The sequence below is a fragment of the Marinobacterium sp. YM272 genome (assembly GCF_050908845.1).
Lineage (GTDB): Bacteria > Pseudomonadota > Gammaproteobacteria > Pseudomonadales > Balneatricaceae > Marinobacterium_D.
Window position 1 is genome coordinate 3,812,125 of record NZ_CP194171.1, and the last position, 16,236, is coordinate 3,828,360.

At 59.3% G+C, this 16,236-nt stretch carries 18 protein-coding genes; all 18 read right to left on the reverse strand.

The window, feature by feature from the left end; genetic code table 11:
* Positions 1–9 precede the first annotated feature (9 nt).
* On the reverse strand, positions 10–420 hold the full coding sequence (locus ACQUQP_RS16990) for a tautomerase family protein (RefSeq protein ID WP_432696222.1): 411 nt from the start codon (positions 418–420) through the stop codon (positions 10–12).
* Positions 421–544: 124 nt separating this feature from the next.
* Positions 545–1,309: an SDR family NAD(P)-dependent oxidoreductase gene (locus ACQUQP_RS16995; RefSeq protein ID WP_432696223.1), complete on the reverse strand. Its 765-nt coding sequence runs from the start codon at positions 1,307–1,309 to the stop codon at positions 545–547.
* A 91-nt stretch (positions 1,310–1,400) separates the two neighbouring features.
* Positions 1,401–2,444: a 4-hydroxy-2-oxovalerate aldolase gene (gene dmpG, locus ACQUQP_RS17000; RefSeq protein ID WP_432696224.1), complete on the reverse strand. Its 1,044-nt coding sequence runs from the start codon at positions 2,442–2,444 to the stop codon at positions 1,401–1,403.
* Positions 2,444–3,358, reverse strand: a complete 915-nt coding sequence (locus ACQUQP_RS17005; RefSeq protein WP_432696225.1) for an acetaldehyde dehydrogenase (acetylating) — start codon at positions 3,356–3,358, stop codon at positions 2,444–2,446. The genes dmpG and ACQUQP_RS17005 overlap by 1 nt, the downstream gene beginning before the upstream one ends.
* Entirely contained in the window at positions 3,355–3,579 is a 225-nt protein-coding gene (locus ACQUQP_RS17010) for a tautomerase family protein (protein WP_432696226.1), read from the reverse strand. The genes ACQUQP_RS17005 and ACQUQP_RS17010 overlap by 4 nt, the downstream gene beginning before the upstream one ends.
* A 16-nt stretch (positions 3,580–3,595) precedes the next feature.
* Entirely contained in the window at positions 3,596–4,390 is a 795-nt protein-coding gene (gene dmpH / locus ACQUQP_RS17015) for a 2-oxo-3-hexenedioate decarboxylase (protein ID WP_432696227.1), read from the reverse strand.
* Positions 4,390–5,187: a 2-oxopent-4-enoate hydratase gene (dmpE, locus tag ACQUQP_RS17020; RefSeq protein WP_432696228.1), complete on the reverse strand. Its 798-nt coding sequence runs from the start codon at positions 5,185–5,187 to the stop codon at positions 4,390–4,392. The genes dmpH and dmpE overlap by 1 nt, the downstream gene beginning before the upstream one ends.
* Positions 5,188–5,195: 8 nt before the next feature.
* Positions 5,196–6,656 (reverse strand): 2-hydroxymuconic semialdehyde dehydrogenase, encoded by a 1,461-nt coding sequence (locus ACQUQP_RS17025; RefSeq protein ID WP_432696229.1) that lies wholly within the window; start codon positions 6,654–6,656, stop codon positions 5,196–5,198.
* Positions 6,657–7,169: 513 nt separating this feature from the next.
* Positions 7,170–8,231, reverse strand: coding sequence for an NADH:ubiquinone reductase (Na(+)-transporting) subunit F (locus ACQUQP_RS17030; RefSeq protein WP_432696230.1), 1,062 nt, complete (start codon positions 8,229–8,231; stop codon positions 7,170–7,172).
* 15 nt (positions 8,232–8,246) lie between these two features.
* A complete protein-coding gene (locus tag ACQUQP_RS17035) occupies positions 8,247–8,609 on the reverse strand; it encodes a phenol hydroxylase subunit P4 (RefSeq protein ID WP_432696231.1) in 363 nt (120 codons plus the stop codon).
* A 95-nt stretch (positions 8,610–8,704) separates the two neighbouring features.
* Entirely contained in the window at positions 8,705–10,204 is a 1,500-nt protein-coding gene (locus tag ACQUQP_RS17040; protein WP_432696232.1) for an aromatic/alkene/methane monooxygenase hydroxylase/oxygenase subunit alpha, read from the reverse strand.
* 39 nt (positions 10,205–10,243) lie between these two features.
* Positions 10,244–10,513: an MmoB/DmpM family protein gene (locus tag ACQUQP_RS17045; RefSeq protein WP_432696233.1), complete on the reverse strand. Its 270-nt coding sequence runs from the start codon at positions 10,511–10,513 to the stop codon at positions 10,244–10,246.
* A 10-nt stretch (positions 10,514–10,523) separates the two neighbouring features.
* On the reverse strand, positions 10,524–11,507 hold the full coding sequence (locus ACQUQP_RS17050) for an aromatic/alkene monooxygenase hydroxylase subunit beta (RefSeq protein WP_432696234.1): 984 nt from the start codon (positions 11,505–11,507) through the stop codon (positions 10,524–10,526).
* A 45-nt stretch (positions 11,508–11,552) separates the two neighbouring features.
* Positions 11,553–11,852, reverse strand: coding sequence for a phenol hydroxylase subunit (locus ACQUQP_RS17055; protein ID WP_432696235.1), 300 nt, complete (start codon positions 11,850–11,852; stop codon positions 11,553–11,555).
* A gap of 115 nt (positions 11,853–11,967) precedes the next feature.
* Entirely contained in the window at positions 11,968–12,897 is a 930-nt protein-coding gene (locus ACQUQP_RS17060; protein WP_432696236.1) for a catechol 2,3-dioxygenase, read from the reverse strand.
* A 490-nt stretch (positions 12,898–13,387) separates the two neighbouring features.
* Positions 13,388–14,029 (reverse strand): DUF1285 domain-containing protein, encoded by a 642-nt coding sequence (locus ACQUQP_RS17065; protein WP_432696237.1) that lies wholly within the window; start codon positions 14,027–14,029, stop codon positions 13,388–13,390.
* Between the two features lie 313 nt (positions 14,030–14,342).
* Positions 14,343–14,864: a GDYXXLXY domain-containing protein gene (locus ACQUQP_RS17070; RefSeq protein ID WP_432696238.1), complete on the reverse strand. Its 522-nt coding sequence runs from the start codon at positions 14,862–14,864 to the stop codon at positions 14,343–14,345.
* A 61-nt stretch (positions 14,865–14,925) separates the two neighbouring features.
* Positions 14,926–16,236, reverse strand: a complete 1,311-nt coding sequence (locus ACQUQP_RS17075) for a DUF2157 domain-containing protein (RefSeq protein ID WP_432696239.1) — start codon at positions 16,234–16,236, stop codon at positions 14,926–14,928.

Sequence of the window (16,236 nt, forward strand, 5' to 3'; positions counted from 1 at the left end):
TCCATCGCCCTACCCCTGTGCTGCGCGCTGAGCAATTTCAGCACTACGTATCGCGCTGGCGGGACGCCCGGCGATACCCCAGTCTTCCGGCGCCACCGGAATGCAGGCGCCGCGAATCACCGCAGGATCGATATCCAGCGTCGTGGCCAGTAGGTCGTTGAACGCGGCCAGCAAGGCATGGCGCTGCTGCTGCGGGCGTCCGGCAAGGACGTAACACTCGAAAAAGGCCGCGCCAGCATCGGCGCTGAGCTGTCCGCCCACCGCCATGCGTCCCGCCTCATACACCTCGACAAAGGCGCGGATACGCTCGGGCGGGCTCTGCAGCAGTTTGGCAAACAGGGCCGAGCCCTGCACTAACAGTCGCTCACAGCGCGCATCAGTGGCGCGCGCCGCGGGAATACGGAAGGTAACAACAGGCATGGCTTTCGATCCCTCTTATTGTTATCTATCGGGAACTTCAAATCGTTTTGGGTTGGAGTCTTAACAGGGTGTTGAAAAGCGTTATCGAGGTAGCCGGCAGCACCGGCAGATTTTCAACGGCCTGTTAGGGCAAACCTTTACGCCGCCCACTATCCAGCATCAGGGCGGAACCGGTCATCGCATCGGCTTCCGACTCCAGCAGCATTTTCACTGCCCAGGCCACCTGCTCCGGCGTGGTAAAGGCACCCAGCGAGGACTCGCTCTTCATCTGCTCCAGCACCACCTCCAGCGTGATGCCCTGACGTTCGGCGCGGCTCGCTGCAACCCGGTGCAGACGTTCGGTATCGGCCGGTCCCGGCGCCACCAAATGCGCTGTCACGCCGCGACTGCCGTAAGCCAGACTTAACTGGCGCACCACATTGACGAGGGCGGCGTTGGCCACACCGGCCGCCGCCGCGTAAGCGGTGGGTTCAAAGCCGTAGTGACCTCCAATGGCGATCAGCCGCGACTGCGGTTGCAACCGGGCATCAATGGCTCGGACCAGTCGCAACAGACCACCGACCTTAATATTGACCGCCTGATTCAGCGTCTCGGTAGGCGCTTCGAGAATACCTCCGGCCACACCGACGCCCGGCCCATGCACCACGGCACGCACGGGGCCGCTGGCGACCTCGCGGATAGCGGCAATGGCCGAATCCTCCGCGATATCGGTCTGACAGATCAGCAGCTGCGGATACCGTTGTTGCAACGCCCGCAGGGACTCGGCAGTGCGCGCTACGGCGACAATCTGGTAACCCGCCGCCGTCAGCGTGTGGACCAGCGCCTGCCCGAAGGCACCGGTAGCCCCCACCAGTACGATCTGTTCCTGCTGTTCTTGCTGTTCCTGCATAAGCAGCCACCTTTGATGATGCTGTTGGCAATCTCTTTAACAGCGGAGGGCCGCGCCGGGTCAGCACCCGGGCAGGGCCTCCGGCTGGCAATCAGGCATCCGCCGACAGCAGGCCACGCTCCTTGGCCATGGTCATCGCAGTGTCCTGGATCATGTCCTCCTGGCCACCGATCATCTTCTTGCGGCCCAGCTCTACGAGGATATCCCGGGCTGGCACGCCGTAGCGCTCGCCGGCACGTATGGCGTGCAGCAGGAAAGTGGAGTAGACCCCGGCATAGCCCAGCGTCAGCGACTCGCGATCGACACGCACAACATGCTGCATCATCGGCACGATGACCTCTTCGGCCACATCCATCAGCTTGAACAGATCGACACCGGTCTCCATGCCCATGCGCTCACAGACCGCGGCGAACACCTCCAGCGGCGTGTTACCTGCCCCGGCGCCCAGTCCGGCCACCGAGCCGTCGATACGGGTCGCGCCAGCGGCGATCGCGGCGATGGAGTTGGAGATACCCATGCCGAGGTTATGGTGACCGTGGAAGCCGATTTCGGTCTCCGGCTTCAGCACATCGCGCAACGCACTCACCCGTTCCGTGACGTCCTGCGGCAACATGTAACCGGCGGAATCGGTGATGTAGACGGTGTTGGCGCCGTAAGACTCCATCAGCTTGCCCTGCTCCGCCAGCCCCTTGGCATCGTTCAGGTGCGACATCATCAGGAAGCCGGAGGTATCCATGCCCAGTTCACGGGCACAGGCGATATGCTGCGGCGAGGTATCCGCTTCGGTGCAGTGGGTGGCCACGTGAACGCTGCGGGCGCCGCAGTCATAGGCGGAGCGCAGCTCCTTCATGGTGCCCAGCCCCGGGATCAGCAGCACCGAGATTTTGGCCTGCTTAACTGCATCTGCCACCGCTGAGATGTACTCCTCGTTGCTGGCCAGCGCGAAACCATGCTGCAGCGAATTGCCGCCAAGCCCGGCACCGTGCGTAACCTGCAGGTAAGGTACACCGGCATCATCCAGTGCAGAGGCCACTTTGACCATCTGCTCGACACTGATCTGCTCGCGCAGCGCATGCATACCGTCACGCAGGCACATGTCATGCAGAATTACTTTACGACCTTCAAGCGCGCTCATCAGGCTACCTCCACGGGCTTAAGTTGGATTGTTCCGGCCAGGATCTCTTCGGCAAACATCTCCGCGGTGCGGGTCGCCGCGGCGGTCATGATGTCCAGGTTGCCGGCGTACTTGGGCAGGTAATCGCCAAGGCCTTCAACCTCCATGAACACCGCTACCTTGTTGCCGTCAAAGCTCGGCCCGTTGACCAGCTTGTAGCCCGGCACGTACTTCTGCACCTCGCTGATCATGGTCAGGATCGAGTCGCGGATACGCGCTTGATCCGGCTCACCCTCGGTCAGGCAATAGATGGTGTTGCGCATGATCATGGGCGGATCGGCCGGGTTGATGATCGCCAGCGCCTTACCTTTTTTGGCTCCGCCCACCACTTCGATAGCATTGGAGGTGGTGAAGGTAAACTCGTCCAGGTTGGCGCGGGTGCCAGGCCCGATAGACTTGGAGGATAGACTGGCGATGATCTCGGCATACTCCACCGGCTGGACGCGCGATACGGCGTTGACGATCGGAATCGTCGCCTGGCCGGCGCAGGAGATCATATTGACGTTCATCTCCCGCTTGTCGGCGTGTTCGGCCAGATTGACCGGCGGTACACACAGGGGGCCGATGGCCGCCGGCGTCAGGTCGATCATCATCACGCCCAGTTCGTTCAGCTTGCGGCTGTTCTCGGCGTGCACATAGGCACTGGTGGCGTCGAAAGCGATCTGGATGCCATCTTCAAGCACATGCGGCAGCAGGCCATCGACGCCTTCCGCAGTGGTTTTCAGTCCCATGTCGCGGGCCCGCGCCAGACCTTCCGATTCCGGGTCGATACCGACCATCCACACCGGTTCCAGCACCTGGCTGCGCTGAATCTTGTAGATCAGATCGGTACCGATGTTGCCGGACCCGATCAGTGCACATTTGATCTTCTTCACTTTACTGTCTCCTGTAGTGCAGCCTGCGCCGCCTGGTCGCTGGCCCGTCCGGCCCGACCCGCAACATAGAATTCATCTTTGGCGTGCTCGGTGATCAGGATACGTACCGTATCCGCACTTACCCCCAGGCTCTCCGCTGCTGCGGCCGTCACCGCACTGGCCACACGCGCCTTGTCGTCACTGCTGCGTCCCACCAGCAGATGCATCTCGATAATTGGCATGGAAAACTCCTCCGCCCTATTCGGCAAAACGGATCGATATGGAGCCCAACTCCTGGAAGCGGGCATTGATGTGATCACCGGGCTGCACCGCCACCGCGGCGGTGATACCGCCGCTCATGACAAAGCTGCCGGAGGGCAGGGTTTCGCCCAGGTCGTGCAGAATATTCACCAGCATCGCCACCGCCTCGGCCGGGTGCCCGAGCACTTCAGCCGCGGCCCCCATCCCGACGATTTCGCCGTTCTTTTCCATCACTACGCCGAGGGTGGGAATATCCAGCTCAGCGGGGTAACGGGCGCGACCACCGCCGACGAATCGAGCCGAGGATCCGTTGTCGGCCACCACGCTTTCCAGGTCGAACTTGAAGCCGGAGTAGCGGGAATCGATCACCTCGATGGCCGGCAGGATGTAGTCGGTGGCATCGAGCACCTGCTGCGCCGTGCAGTCGGGACCGCTCAGCTGTTTGGCCGTGACAAAGGCGATCTCGCACTCCACACGCGGATGCACCAGGTCGGAGACGCTGATGACCGAGTTCTCCGGCCGCGCCATGCGGTCGGTGAGGAAGCCGATGGAGGGAACATCAACGCCCATCTGCTGCATCTTGGCGCGCGAAGTGAGCCCCGCTTTCCAGCCCACCAGGGTGTGACCCTGAGCGATGAAGCGCTTACGCAGTTCGGTCTGTACCGCGTAGCCGTCATCCATCGTCATTTCCGGGTATTCGTCGGTCAGCTTGGGGATGGCGTAGGCGCGGGTTTGCGCCCCTTCGACCCGCTCGCACAGGCGGACTATCTCTTCACGTGACAGGGTGATCATCAGACTGCACTCCTTCCGCTGAATTTGACCCGGCAGCTGCCGAGCCCACCGACGGTGCAGACCAGCTCGTCGCCATCGTTGACCGGCACCAGTTGTGACTGGGAACCGGACAGGATCACTTCGCCAGCCTTGAACGGGATACCGAGCTCACCAAGGGTGTTGGCCAGCCAGGCGACGGCGTTGGCCGGCGAGCCCTGTACGGCGGCACCAACGCCGGTGGAGTACAGCTCACCGTTTTTCTCCAGCACCATGCCGGCCAGTGTCAGGTCGAGCTTGCGCGGATCGCCATGGGTATCGCCCAGCACGTAGACGCCGCAGGAGGCGTTGTCCGCCACGGTGTCCTGAATCTTGATCTTCCAGTTGTCGATGCGGGAATCGACGATCTCGAAACAGGGCACCACATAGTCGGTGGCCCGGATCACATCCATGGCGGTGATGCCGGGGCCATTCAGGTCCTCCTTCAGCACGAACGCCAGTTCGGCTTCTGCCTTGGGCTGGATCAAACCGTTCAGATCAAGGGTGGCGCCATCGGCAAACACCATATCGGAGGTCAGCTGGCCAAAGTCCGGCTGGAACACGCCGAGGAAGTCCTGCACCGCCTTGCTGGTTACGCCGATCTTTTTACCGACGACCTTTTCTCCGGCTTCAAGGCGGCGAGCAATAAAACGCTCCTGGATACGGTAGGCATCCTCCAGCGTGATCTCCGGCTCCTGTTCGGTCAGTGGTGCGATTGTGCAGCGGTCAGCGAAGGCCGCGTACAGCGCGTCGCCCAGCGCTTGAATCTTGTTAGCGTCCATTCGTCACCTCAGAGCTTGATGCAGACGTTGCGGGTTTCGGTATAGAACTCCAGCGAGTGCACCCCACCTTCGCGGCCGATACCGGACTGTTTTGAGCCGCCGAATGCGGTGCGCAGGTCGCGCAGGAACCAGCTGTTGATCCAGGTGATACCCACGTCGATACGCGCCGCCATGCGGTGAGCACGGGACAGATCGTTGGTCCAGATGGTGGTGGAGAGGCCGTACTGGGTGTTGTTGGCCAGGCCGACTACTTCATCCTCAGTGTCGAACGGACGGATATGGCAGCAGGGGCCGAAGATCTCTTCGGTAACCACGGCGGCATCGTCAGCCAGCCCGGTCCAGATGGTGGGCTCCACCCAGTTACCTTCGGCCAGCTCCGCCGGCATCTCCGGGATGCCGCCGCCGGTCACTACAGTGGCGCCCTCTTCCACCGCCTTGCGGTAGTAGGAGAGCACCTTGTCCTGGTGTTCGCGGCTGATTAGCGGGCCGTAGTTGGAGTTTTTATCCAGCGGATGACCAAACTTCACCGCTTCCGCCTTCTGTTTCAGCGCAGCAACAAAACGCTCAAACAGCGGGCGCTCCACGTAGACCCGTTCGGTCCCGAGGCACACCTGCCCGCTGTTGAGAAACGCGGAGCGGAAAATTCCGTCCACGGCGGCTTCGAAATCGCAATCCGCAAACACGATACCGGCGTTCTTGCCGCCCATCTCGAAGGAGACATCGCGGGTACCTTCGGCGGCCGCTTTCATGATCGCGGTGCCGGTGCGGGTCTCGCCGGTAAAGGTGATGGCATCGACCTGCGGATGCTGGGTCAGAAATTCACCGGCCGAGTCAGGCCCGAAACCGTTGATGACGTTGTAGACCCCGGCCGGGATACCGACGCTGTTCATCACCTCGCCAAGCAATGCAGAAGTCAGCGGCGTCTCCTCCGAGGGCTTAACCACCACGGTGTTGCCGCAGGCCAGTGCCGGACCAACCTTCCAGGTCATCAGCATGAACGGCGCATTCCACGGCGAGATCACGCCGATGACGCCCTTCGGCACCCGCAGCGCGTAGTTCAACGCGCCACGGCCGTCCGGGGTGCTGGTCTGGAAGGATTCGCTGGCGACGTTCTTCACCACATCGGCGAAGATCTTGAAGTTGGCGGCGCCGCGGGGGATGAAGACGTGGCTCATGACGTGGTGCGGCTGCCCGGTGTCGGCCATCTCCGCCTCGACGAAGTCGTCGAAGCGGCGGGTGATCTCGTCAGCAACACCGTACAGCAGATCGATCCGCTGTTCGGGCGTCAGCCCACCCCACCCACCGCTCAACGCATTTCGGGCCGCCATTACGGCGCGATCCACGTCGCTGCGCCCGGCTTCGGCAATGGTCGCAATGACCTCGTTGTTGACCGGGGAACGTTTGTCGAAACGCTTGTCGTTAACAGCGGTTTCGAACTGCCCGTTGATAAAGTTGTTAATAAGGCGCATCGCTTTTTTCACCTGTACTTGGTTTTTATTTGAATGTCCGGCGTTACCGCGCTTAAACCGCGCGCACCGCACAGGCAGGTGTACCCATGCAGCCAACCGGCGATAACTAGAGGTTAATCAACCGGGTAAATACCATCTAATACTATTTATCCGGACATTTGATACTTTTAAGGTATCGTTCAGAGCGGATAGATTTTTGCGCCGCCGCTCCCGCGGCATGACCGCCAGGGACGGCGGGAATCCTGACATTGCAGGAGCAAATGGCAGGGACCGTACTTCCTGTACATCGCCGCTCCTGTGCATCCATGCACCCGCGGCATGACCGCCAAGGATGGCGGGAATCCTGACATTGCAGGAGCAAATGGCAGGGACCGTACTTCCTGTACATAAAAAACAGCGGAACCACCCGCCTGGGCGATTCCACCAAAGGTCGATTCGGGCCTTTTGCAGGAGGACCACGCCGAACCAACGGTGCGACAGAGTTGAGCTAATTGGCCAATCAGTAGCGCTTGATCAGATTCGTTTAAACAGTGCCGAACGATTCTGTTCTTCTGCCCCATCGGCAGCGGTGACAAAACGCTCCATGTGGATGTCACGCTCGAACAGACGTCCCTGCATCAACGCGGTAATGGCGGCATCGATCATCGGCGGCGGACCACAGAGGTAGGCCTTGTGTCCGCTGAAACGGTTGTCGAAATAGTCCATCGCCGCTTCATGCACAAAGCCCTTGAACCCCTCCCATTTATCTGCCGGCTGGGGTTCGTTAAGGGCCGGGATGTAGTGGAAATTTTCGTGCTCCCGCTGCAGTTGCTCGAACAGCTCGCGGTTATACAGTTCATCCAGATTGCGGGCGCCCTGGAACAGGTAGATCGGCCTTTCATCACCGCCTTCCAGCATGTCCATGATCATCGACTGGGGGCTTGAAAGACCCGAGCCTCCGGCGATGAAGATCGCCCCCTGGGGATCAGACTTGCGCACGAAGAACTGCCCGTAGGGACCGGAGATCTCCAGCTTCTGTCCCACCTCCAGCTGTTCATGCAGCCAGGTGGTGCCCACGCCGCCCGGCACCTTGCGCACATGCAGCTCCAGCATTTCGCTGTCGCTGGGGCGGTTGGCGATGGAGAAGGCACGGGTACCCTCCACGCCGGGAATACTCAGGTTGATGTACTGGCCTGCCTGAAACTCCATACCGTGATCCAGCTGAAACCAGATCCCCTTGATGGTGGGCGAAAGGTCGCGAATACCGGTCACCGTGCCGACGAAATCGCGCACCGGGAAGCCGACAAAATCGGGGTCCACATCGATATCGGCCTCGATCACCAGGTCCGACTCCGGCTTGCAGCAGCAGGCCAGCACCTTGCCCTCTTCACGTTCCACATCCATCAGCGCAAACGGCGAGGCGTTACCGATATCGGCATCACCTTCCAGCACCTGCACCTTGCAGGTGGCGCAGGTGCCATGGCCGCAGGCAAAGGGCAGCCAGACACCCTGACGCAGCGCGGCGTCGAGAATCGTCTGCCCCTCTTCCACCTCGATCACATCGCCGGTGGGCTCAACCGTCACTTCGTAAGTCATTTTTGATCCCCCTCATCAGATGCCGGCACCGAACAGACCTTCCAGGCCCGGGGTGCTGAAACGCAGGCTGGCTTTATGGTCGATCCCCTGCTGCTCCAGCGTTTTATCCAGCGCCGGCTGGAAGGCTTCGCCACTCAGCGTCCAAAGTGCCTGATCCCAGTCGATCTGCTGCCATTGAGGATGGGCACTGTAGGCTTCTGCCATCACCTCATCACGCAATTGGCGGAAGGTGATCTGTGACGACAGAAGAAAGGCAAAGGGGCAGGCAAACAGCAGGTGGCGTTCCCAGCAAACGTATACCAACTGGTTGCCGTGAAAATTTTCGACTTTATCGCGAACCGTGCCGGTGTAATCCGGTGTGTATGCATGTACGGGCATGATCTTGTCTCCCGGCCGGGACAGGTCTCTCGCCCCGGCACATTTAGCTTTGTTTTATTTATCGGTGCTGTTTTTCAGTACGCTCGGTAGCCCGCTCAGGCCACCCCTTTCCATTTATTCCAGCGCTGTTCGTCGGGGGATCCCTTGATATCCATGTTGTCGCTGCCCACGTTGATGCCGCAGTGCTGGAGGATTCCCGGCAGATCTGGACCACCGCAGTTGCCCTGGAAGATCTGGTGCACCGGCAGCCAGGACTGCACGTACTTCTCCGGTTCCTCTTCGAAGATCTCTTTGCAGCCATCAGAGCAGAAGTGGTAGTGCTCACCCTTGTAGTGGGTTTCTCGCTGCGCGATCAGGGTCGGATCATCAGGTTCGGTGAACAACAGCGGCAGCTGACAGCAGGAGCACAGCTGCAGCAGTGTGCCGTTGTAGAAACGCTTGCCTTCCGCCTCCATTTTTTTCGCCAGCTCCCAGCGCGGACGGTAGTACTTGTCGAAGGTGCTGGGGTACTTCTCGCTGAGCCAGTCCAGCTCTTCATCGGTGGGGATCCAGGTGTGGAAACCGGCCGCCTGACCGTAGGTGTAGAAGGTCCACCAGGCCTGGTGCGACACATGCTCCTTCTCGATCTCCACCTGTTCGGCATACTTCGGCATGGTGATACCGTAACGGGCCAGATCCTTGAACAGCGCACCGCCCGCTTCCTCGAAGTACACCTCCCAGGCCTCCTTCCAGCTCATCACCTTGTTCGGCAGCATGTAGTCCATCATCATGCCAACCAGGCTGAGCAGACGGGTGCCGCGCCAGAACCATTTGTCGATCCACTTCTGCACGATCGGCACATTGTCCTCATGCTGTTCAAGCAGGAACTTGATCACCTCCAGCCCCAGGGTCATGTGGCGCGCCTCGTCGGACTGGGCCGAGAAGCCAAAGGTCACCGTCGCCATGTCGCCGTTGTAGGCGGCACCGGACATGAACGGTACGAACAGCAGGTTGGTCAGCACGTACTCGAAGCTGAAACCGATCGATACCAGGAACTCGAACGGACCGGCACTGCGCGCATCGTGGAAAAACGACGTCGGCACCGACAGGTACCAGAGTCTGTCCTGCATGTGTGACCAGTTCTGGAAGCCGTCGAAGTACTTGTTGTAGTGGCTCATTGCGTGAATCTGCGTCTGCACATGGCGCAGCTCGTCCAGCGACTGCATCTGGCAGGCAACGCGGGCGCCAACGCCGCCATACTGGCGACCGATATGGGCAAAACCCTGGTGCGCCTGGTACTCCTGCGGTGAAATACCGGTCAGGAAGACTTTGATGGCGTTGACGTAACGCGGATCGGTGACGTTGAGCTGGCCATTGTTCTGCGCGAACGCATCAAGGATGGCGTAAAGCTTCTTCTCTTTTTCCGCCTGGTATTTCCAGTAGCTATCCATGGTCAGACGGAAAGGATCCTCCCACTTGGACCAGTCGGTGATCTTGATCCCCTCGAACTCTTCAAACGGGAAGGCTTCCTTGCGGTCTTCATAGGTGAAGTCCCAGTCAAGGTCACGGGTCAGCAGCGCGTATTTGTCTTTCAGACTCAGTTTCTTGGTAGCCATTTCAATTACCTTTTTATTCTTGTCCCGGTTAGCGGCTTGTCAGACGTTCCAGGTCAGACTGAGCTGGTCGTCGTCTTCATCGACATTGCCGCCCAGCGTGATCAGGTTGATATGCAGTTCCTGCAGATCCCAATCGCGGCCCAGCTTCTCCTCCACGGTTTCGCGCTTGACCAGCAACCGGCCCTCGTTCTCGATGCGGATCATCGCCGGGTTGTGGATGATGGTGACCTCCGGGTTGTCCTCTTCAATTGCCTCGACGATGTAACGGGACTCGTCGTTGTCCTGCAGTGCGAGATAAACCTTCGACATGATCGACTCCTTATTTGATACCGGCTTTGGCGACGCGCTTATCCAACTCGGCCAGCGCCTGGTCCAGCGCACCTTCACCGAACATTTCCAGCGCCAGCGGCGCCAGGGCCTCGGCCGCCTTGCCACGCCATTTGTCGATCCAGCCGGCAACCAGCGTCTTGTTGTGATCCGACTCGGCCACCGCGATCTTGACCACTGCATCGCTCCAGCGCGTGGTTTCCTTGCTCCACTCCTGCATGAACTCGAGCAGCATGCCGATATCCTGGGCCTCTTCAGCCACCAGCTTGTCGTCGAACTGCTTGTAGAACAGCTGTGATACCAGTCCGTCGACCACCAGATCCTGCGCCAGGAACAGTTCGAACCAGTCCTTGGTAATCAGGGTGTTCTCACACAGCGCCCGCATCCCCTGCCAAACCGGGTCCTGCATCCACAGCTGTTTCGCTTGGACCAAAGACTCGCCGCTGTTACCGTCGAGGATCAGGCCGATACGGGACAGGTATTGAGCGATAGCCAGCCGATCCATGCCGTCGTACAGCAGCGCCTGGGTCATAGCGGTGCCATAGCCATAGGCCGTGCCGTACATGTTGTTGAGATTGGCGGCGTGCTCCACATGGCGCAGTGGCAGCAGGAAGCGAATCAGCAGGGCCTTAATCTCATCACCGAGACGGTCTGCCAGATTGCGCTTCTCGAAGAAGGCATAGTTGTTCTCGGCCACCTCCTGCATCCGCGAACGCTGCTGTACATAGGTGCCGTAGTAAAACTGACGCGGATCCTTGAACGCATACCAGTCGCTCATCACCAGTGCGGTGCGGCGCGGGTCATTCAGTTCATGTTCCGGATCCCAATAGGGGCGGTAATGGAAGTTGGTTTCGGCTTGCACATCGTAGGTGGCCTCCTGGTAGCGCGTAGCCGGCTTGTCGCCGAAGCGTCGCTCGATATGGCTGTAGGTGTTGCGCACCGGCTCCAGCGTCGATGTTTTGATCTCTATACTCATGTTCCAGATCCCCAATTTATTGTTATCTGCGGATTCGGCCAGCGCTCAGTCGCTGCCATGATCCTGATCGTGGTTATGGGCCATCAGCGTGTCCTCGCCGTAGCGCCACTTCGCCATCTCCGCATCCACGGCCTGTATCTGCTCGGCACTCATGTGCACCACCTGGTTGGCGGCACAGAAGGCATCGAAAGCGCCTTTCGGCATCACCAGTTCAACAAACAGCGCGGGATCTCCGATGGCGAAGTCGAACTCAACAAAACGCGCGTCAGGCTCACTACGCACACGGATGTACTTGGTCAGGCCGCCGACGCTGCTGCGCGGCGTGTCGTTTTTCACAAGATGCATGCTTCGAACTCCTTCATTTGTGCCACCCGCTGCCCTTTTTCGGCGTAGAGCGCCCCGGAAGAGCGGTCACAGAGACCGCTCTCCTGCGGGAAACAGTTGGCTGTTGGCGTTAGCGTCAGCTGACGACGGTCAAGAAGGTCTCGTGCAGTTTGCGCTGCGGGTAGTCGAGGCCCTGGCCGAAGTTATCGAAGGTCCAGGTCAGGGTTTCGTAGTCCGGGTAGGGCTGATAACCACCCATGAAGGTTTCGAAGCGGTTGCCGGAAGGATCCCAGGCATAGATGGTGCAGCCGCGGGTGATGCCGTGGCGGGTCGGACCGATATCCACGGCGACGTTGTTCATCGACATGATGTCGCCGGCACGCAGCACGCGTTCCCAGCTGTCCATCAGGAAAGAGCAGTGATGCAGCTTGCCCGGCTCCGGATATTCGGCGAAGGCGATATCGTGCACCTTGTGCGAGCAGGAGAGCCAGATCGCCGCTTCGGTTTCGTTATCCTCGCCAAGCACTCGTTCGACCAGGTAGAAGCCCAGCACCTCGGTAAAGATCTTCTTCACTTCAGCGATATTAGGACCGTACAGCAGGGCGTGATCGAGACGTACCGGCGCGATACCGCGTTCGGAGTCCGTATTCCACGGATCGGGGTTAACCATCGGCATGCCGTTACCGATGGAGCTCTTGGTGGCATAGAGTTCCATCTCATGACCGGACGGCAGAGTAAAGCGGACACGCTCGCCGGTTTCCAGCAGATCGCCAGCGGGGATACGGCGGGTTTCGATGCCGTACTCGATCAGGTCGCCTTCAAGTTTATCCAGCGTTGCCTCATCCAGCACTTTAAAACCGAAGAAGTCGATCCCGGCCTGATCGGCTTCGCGAATGATGTAGCTGTTGTGATCGCGTTCATCCCAGCACTTGAAATAAACCCTGCCTTGGTCATCGCGACCGGTTTCAACCAGTCCCAACACGTCACGGTAGAATTTAATCCCCTCTTCCAGATCCAGCACGCGAACCTGTGCATGTCCCGGGCGCAGAACACCAGTCATAGCCATACTTTGTACTCCGTCATTGTTTTTATATAGGTACGTTATGCATGTAGCACTTGACTCTGTGACGCCGGCCAAGCGACTTAACCCTAATAAGGCACAATGCGGACCAAAAATATTAACTTATTGTTTTATATGAGTTTTATATAAAGCACCGTCTTTAGCCCCTAGGAATAATTGACAATTTTGTCGACTCTTCCGCGTGGATTACAAATTTGTCACCCTTTCCTCCTCGCCGCCCCTGAGCGTAAAACGGGCTACCAGGTAGTCCGGCTTCTGTTTAAACTCCTCTGCCATTTCCCGAATACTCCATCTCGCGTCGCGGCTTCTACTCGCCAGCAGGTTTAGCTCGTCTGCGACAACAGAGAAAGCCAGGCCGCTGCGCTCGACTCCAGCGGATTTATTTGGTCTGCGATCGGGGAAATTACATCAACAACTTCAAAAATCTGGCCATCGACTTGCTGTGATCTGCTAAGTACAGCTCGGAGCGGCCTCTCTACAAGCGCCCCAGCGAGAAGCGCTCACCGGAGCTGTAAACAACCAGCTCTTCAGCGCCATCGGCACAGGGTTCGGCTGTACCCAGTTCGACCAACTGATAAAACACATTGCGGTGCAGCCGACCCCACATGCCAAAGCGCACAGCCAGGGCGGGTTGGGGTTCGCCGTTGCCCTCGCTTTCGGTGACGACCAGCGGGTTCTCTTGCCCGGCGACAATGGCATCGTCCGTACTGCTCAGGAAGTGCAGCTCCTGTCCCCGTGGGCCGTCCCTAACCTCGAGTGAGACAAACAGAAAGGGCAAGTCATCGACTTGGATGCCTACCTTCTCAACCGGAGTCTTCAAAAAATAGGCGCCGTCTTCCTGCCACAGGATCCGCGAAAACATCTTTACCATCGCTTGGCGAGTGATCGGCGTGCCTTCATGAAACCAGGTGCCGTCGCGTGCAATGCGCAGATCCATGTCGCCGCAGAAGTCCGGGTGCCAAAGCTCCAGCGGTGGTATCCCCTGGCTGTTGGGCTCAAGGTTACGGCTTAGTTTATCTAGATCAGAAATGCTCATGATGGGATATATCGTTTCCGTGTTGAGATAATGCAGTGGCTGGCATTTGCTTTCACTGTCCAAGTGGTTCGACTCTAACATGCCTTTTTCTGACTATGTGACCGAACGAAGAACAGGCAGGGCCAAGGGCTAACCTGAGCCTCCCCTGGTTTTGCAGACGTTTCAGTGCATTTGAGGAGAGCAAAAATCGCAAAGGCTAGATGACTGGTTTGTGCCTCTGGTTCGCCTGGAACACGGCACGCGCCATGCACGCTAAGAGCCAGCAACGGTCGATGCGCCAGCCCTTGCCATTCCGTCAGCCAGGAATCGAAATCTGCCCTCAGACCTCTATCTAATGGGGGCGCACCGCTACGGAAGCGCCCGCAAGATCGCCTTTTGCATTACTACCCAACCGCTATCTGCACCCACCCTCACAGATCAAATCAGCAATTGCCGCCTTGCCGCTATCCAGCAGATAAACCTCCGCCCAGGCCTCCTTCTCCCGCACCGCTGACTGTGCAGCCAGTGCTTTCTGCCTGGGCATAAAGAACGCTTCGATGCCATAGTCGATGGTGTAGAACTGGTCGTTGGCCCAGCGTATACGCCCCCGGATAACCGGGCCCTGTTCGGGAGGCTCATGCAGAAGTTTATCGGCCAGGTGGTATTTCCCCTCCTTCTTCAGCGTCACGTATACCTGCTGGTGTTTGCGGAAAGGCTCCGCCGCCAGCGCAGCATCCACACGGCTGATGCCGTAGTTAAGGCGCACGTAGTTACCGCGAAACAGGCTGCGCGGGTCGATCGGTTCGGTTTTCAGCAGCACCGGCTCGCCATATTTCAGCGGCCAGACTGAGCTCAGGTATTCGGTGCCGAGTACGCCCAGTTGCAGGACCAGTGTGAGCAGCAGACCGATACCAAGCAGTTTCTTATTGACCGGCACGGAAATCTCAGGGGTATGAAGCCCTTTCGTGTTAGACACAGGTGAATTAGACAACGTTGAATTAGACATGATCCTGGCCCTCAGTTGTACGGTTTCTCCAGAAGCGAGCGGCACCGAACAGTACTGCCGCGGCCACCATGAACAGCAGTGCGCCGCCGATGTAATCGCCGATCAGGTCGAAGTAGCGCAGCATGGCGGTGAGCAGCAGGACCGCCACACCGGTGTAGAAGAAGTGGGTAACGGCATCCTCCACGCCGCGGCGGATCAGCCAGATACCGGTGATAACCAACACCAGGTTGGTGGCGATGGCGAGCCAAACCGGTTCTGCCCAGTTCTGCTGCACCAGCAGCGCGGCCAGGGTGAAAAACGCACCGTTTAGCAGAATCGGGCCGCTGGCGTTCACACCAGAGGGACGCGCCAGGACAAAGCCGATCAGCGTACCCAGCGCCAGCAGCAGCGGGTTGAAGATGCCCAGCAGGTAATCCCCGCGCATCAGATCACGCCAGAAACCGGTGAAGCTGAGTATCAGCAGTGTCAGGATCGCGCCGCGTAGCAGATAGAGATGCAGCAGCTGACCATAATCACGCTTTAGCGGTTCACCGTGACGCATCAGCCACCAGGCAGCGCCGATCAGCGCCAGTCCCAAAGCCAGAGTCAGCGGTACCTGGTCAGCAAAGGCGTCGTAGTAATAGAAGTCACCGGCGCCCCAGGCGAGCATCAGGTTGATCCAGGCCACCAGTCCCACCAGAGAGCCCAGAAAGATCAGTGCCGAACGTCGATGGGTCCACACCAGCCAGAGACAGGCCAGCGCAAACAGCGGGTAGCTGGCCGGCATAAAGCCGGTACTGGCCTCGGTGTACATCCACAACGTTGAAAGCACCAGCACCTGCAGCGCGATCAGCCGTGAGCGGGTCAGGACCACCAGCGGCAGAATTCCAAGCGCCCACCAGAAGATGCCATCCGGAAAGTGTTCACCCAGATGGTAGATCTGCGCGATCAGCATGATCGATGCGCCGTAGCTGATACCGCCGAAGAAGAGCCAGAGCACACCGGCGCGCTGCCTGCCCTGCAGCAGTTCCAGACCACCGATCAGGTTGATCACCAGCGTGGCGCCGATCAGCCCCAGCATCCTCAGCATGCGCGGAATCTCGTCCCAGTTATGGGACAGCACCAGGATCATCGCGAGGCCCGCGAACATCACCGCCAGGGCGCTGAGCACGTAGTAGGCGAAGCTGCCGCCCTTGCCCTCATCCAGGCTTGCACCGTAGCGTGCGAGGATCGCCTCCCCCTGGGCACGCTCGATCAGGCCATCGCCGATCCAGTCGCGAACCTCATGGGCGAGATCTTTCTTGAACAGTCTCATGAGTCTCAT

Coding starts and splice junctions, on each gene's coding strand:
- ACQUQP_RS16990 (WP_432696222.1), bottom strand. CDS start 420: ATGCCTGTTGTTACCTTCCGTATTCCCGCGGCGCGCGCCACTGATGCG.
- dmpH (WP_432696227.1), bottom strand. CDS start 4,390: ATGATCACCCTGTCACGTGAAGAGATAGTCCGCCTGTGCGAGCGGGTC.
- ACQUQP_RS16995 (WP_432696223.1), bottom strand. CDS start 1,309: ATGCAGGAACAGCAAGAACAGCAGGAACAGATCGTACTGGTGGGGGCT.
- dmpG (WP_432696224.1), bottom strand. CDS start 2,444: ATGAGCGCGCTTGAAGGTCGTAAAGTAATTCTGCATGACATGTGCCTG.
- ACQUQP_RS17075 (WP_432696239.1), bottom strand. CDS start 16,236: ATGAGACTCATGAGACTGTTCAAGAAAGATCTCGCCCATGAGGTTCGC.
- ACQUQP_RS17040 (WP_432696232.1), bottom strand. CDS start 10,204: ATGGCTACCAAGAAACTGAGTCTGAAAGACAAATACGCGCTGCTGACC.
- ACQUQP_RS17010 (WP_432696226.1), bottom strand. CDS start 3,579: ATGCCAATTATCGAGATGCATCTGCTGGTGGGACGCAGCAGTGACGAC.
- ACQUQP_RS17055 (WP_432696235.1), bottom strand. CDS start 11,852: ATGCATCTTGTGAAAAACGACACGCCGCGCAGCAGCGTCGGCGGCCTG.
- ACQUQP_RS17030 (WP_432696230.1), bottom strand. CDS start 8,231: ATGACTTACGAAGTGACGGTTGAGCCCACCGGCGATGTGATCGAGGTG.
- ACQUQP_RS17065 (WP_432696237.1), bottom strand. CDS start 14,029: ATGTTAGAGTCGAACCACTTGGACAGTGAAAGCAAATGCCAGCCACTG.
- ACQUQP_RS17045 (WP_432696233.1), bottom strand. CDS start 10,513: ATGTCGAAGGTTTATCTCGCACTGCAGGACAACGACGAGTCCCGTTAC.
- ACQUQP_RS17025 (WP_432696229.1), bottom strand. CDS start 6,656: ATGCGCCTTATTAACAACTTTATCAACGGGCAGTTCGAAACCGCTGTT.
- ACQUQP_RS17050 (WP_432696234.1), bottom strand. CDS start 11,507: ATGAGTATAGAGATCAAAACATCGACGCTGGAGCCGGTGCGCAACACC.
- ACQUQP_RS17035 (WP_432696231.1), bottom strand. CDS start 8,609: ATGCCCGTACATGCATACACACCGGATTACACCGGCACGGTTCGCGAT.
- ACQUQP_RS17060 (WP_432696236.1), bottom strand. CDS start 12,897: ATGGCTATGACTGGTGTTCTGCGCCCGGGACATGCACAGGTTCGCGTG.
- dmpE (WP_432696228.1), bottom strand. CDS start 5,187: ATGGACGCTAACAAGATTCAAGCGCTGGGCGACGCGCTGTACGCGGCC.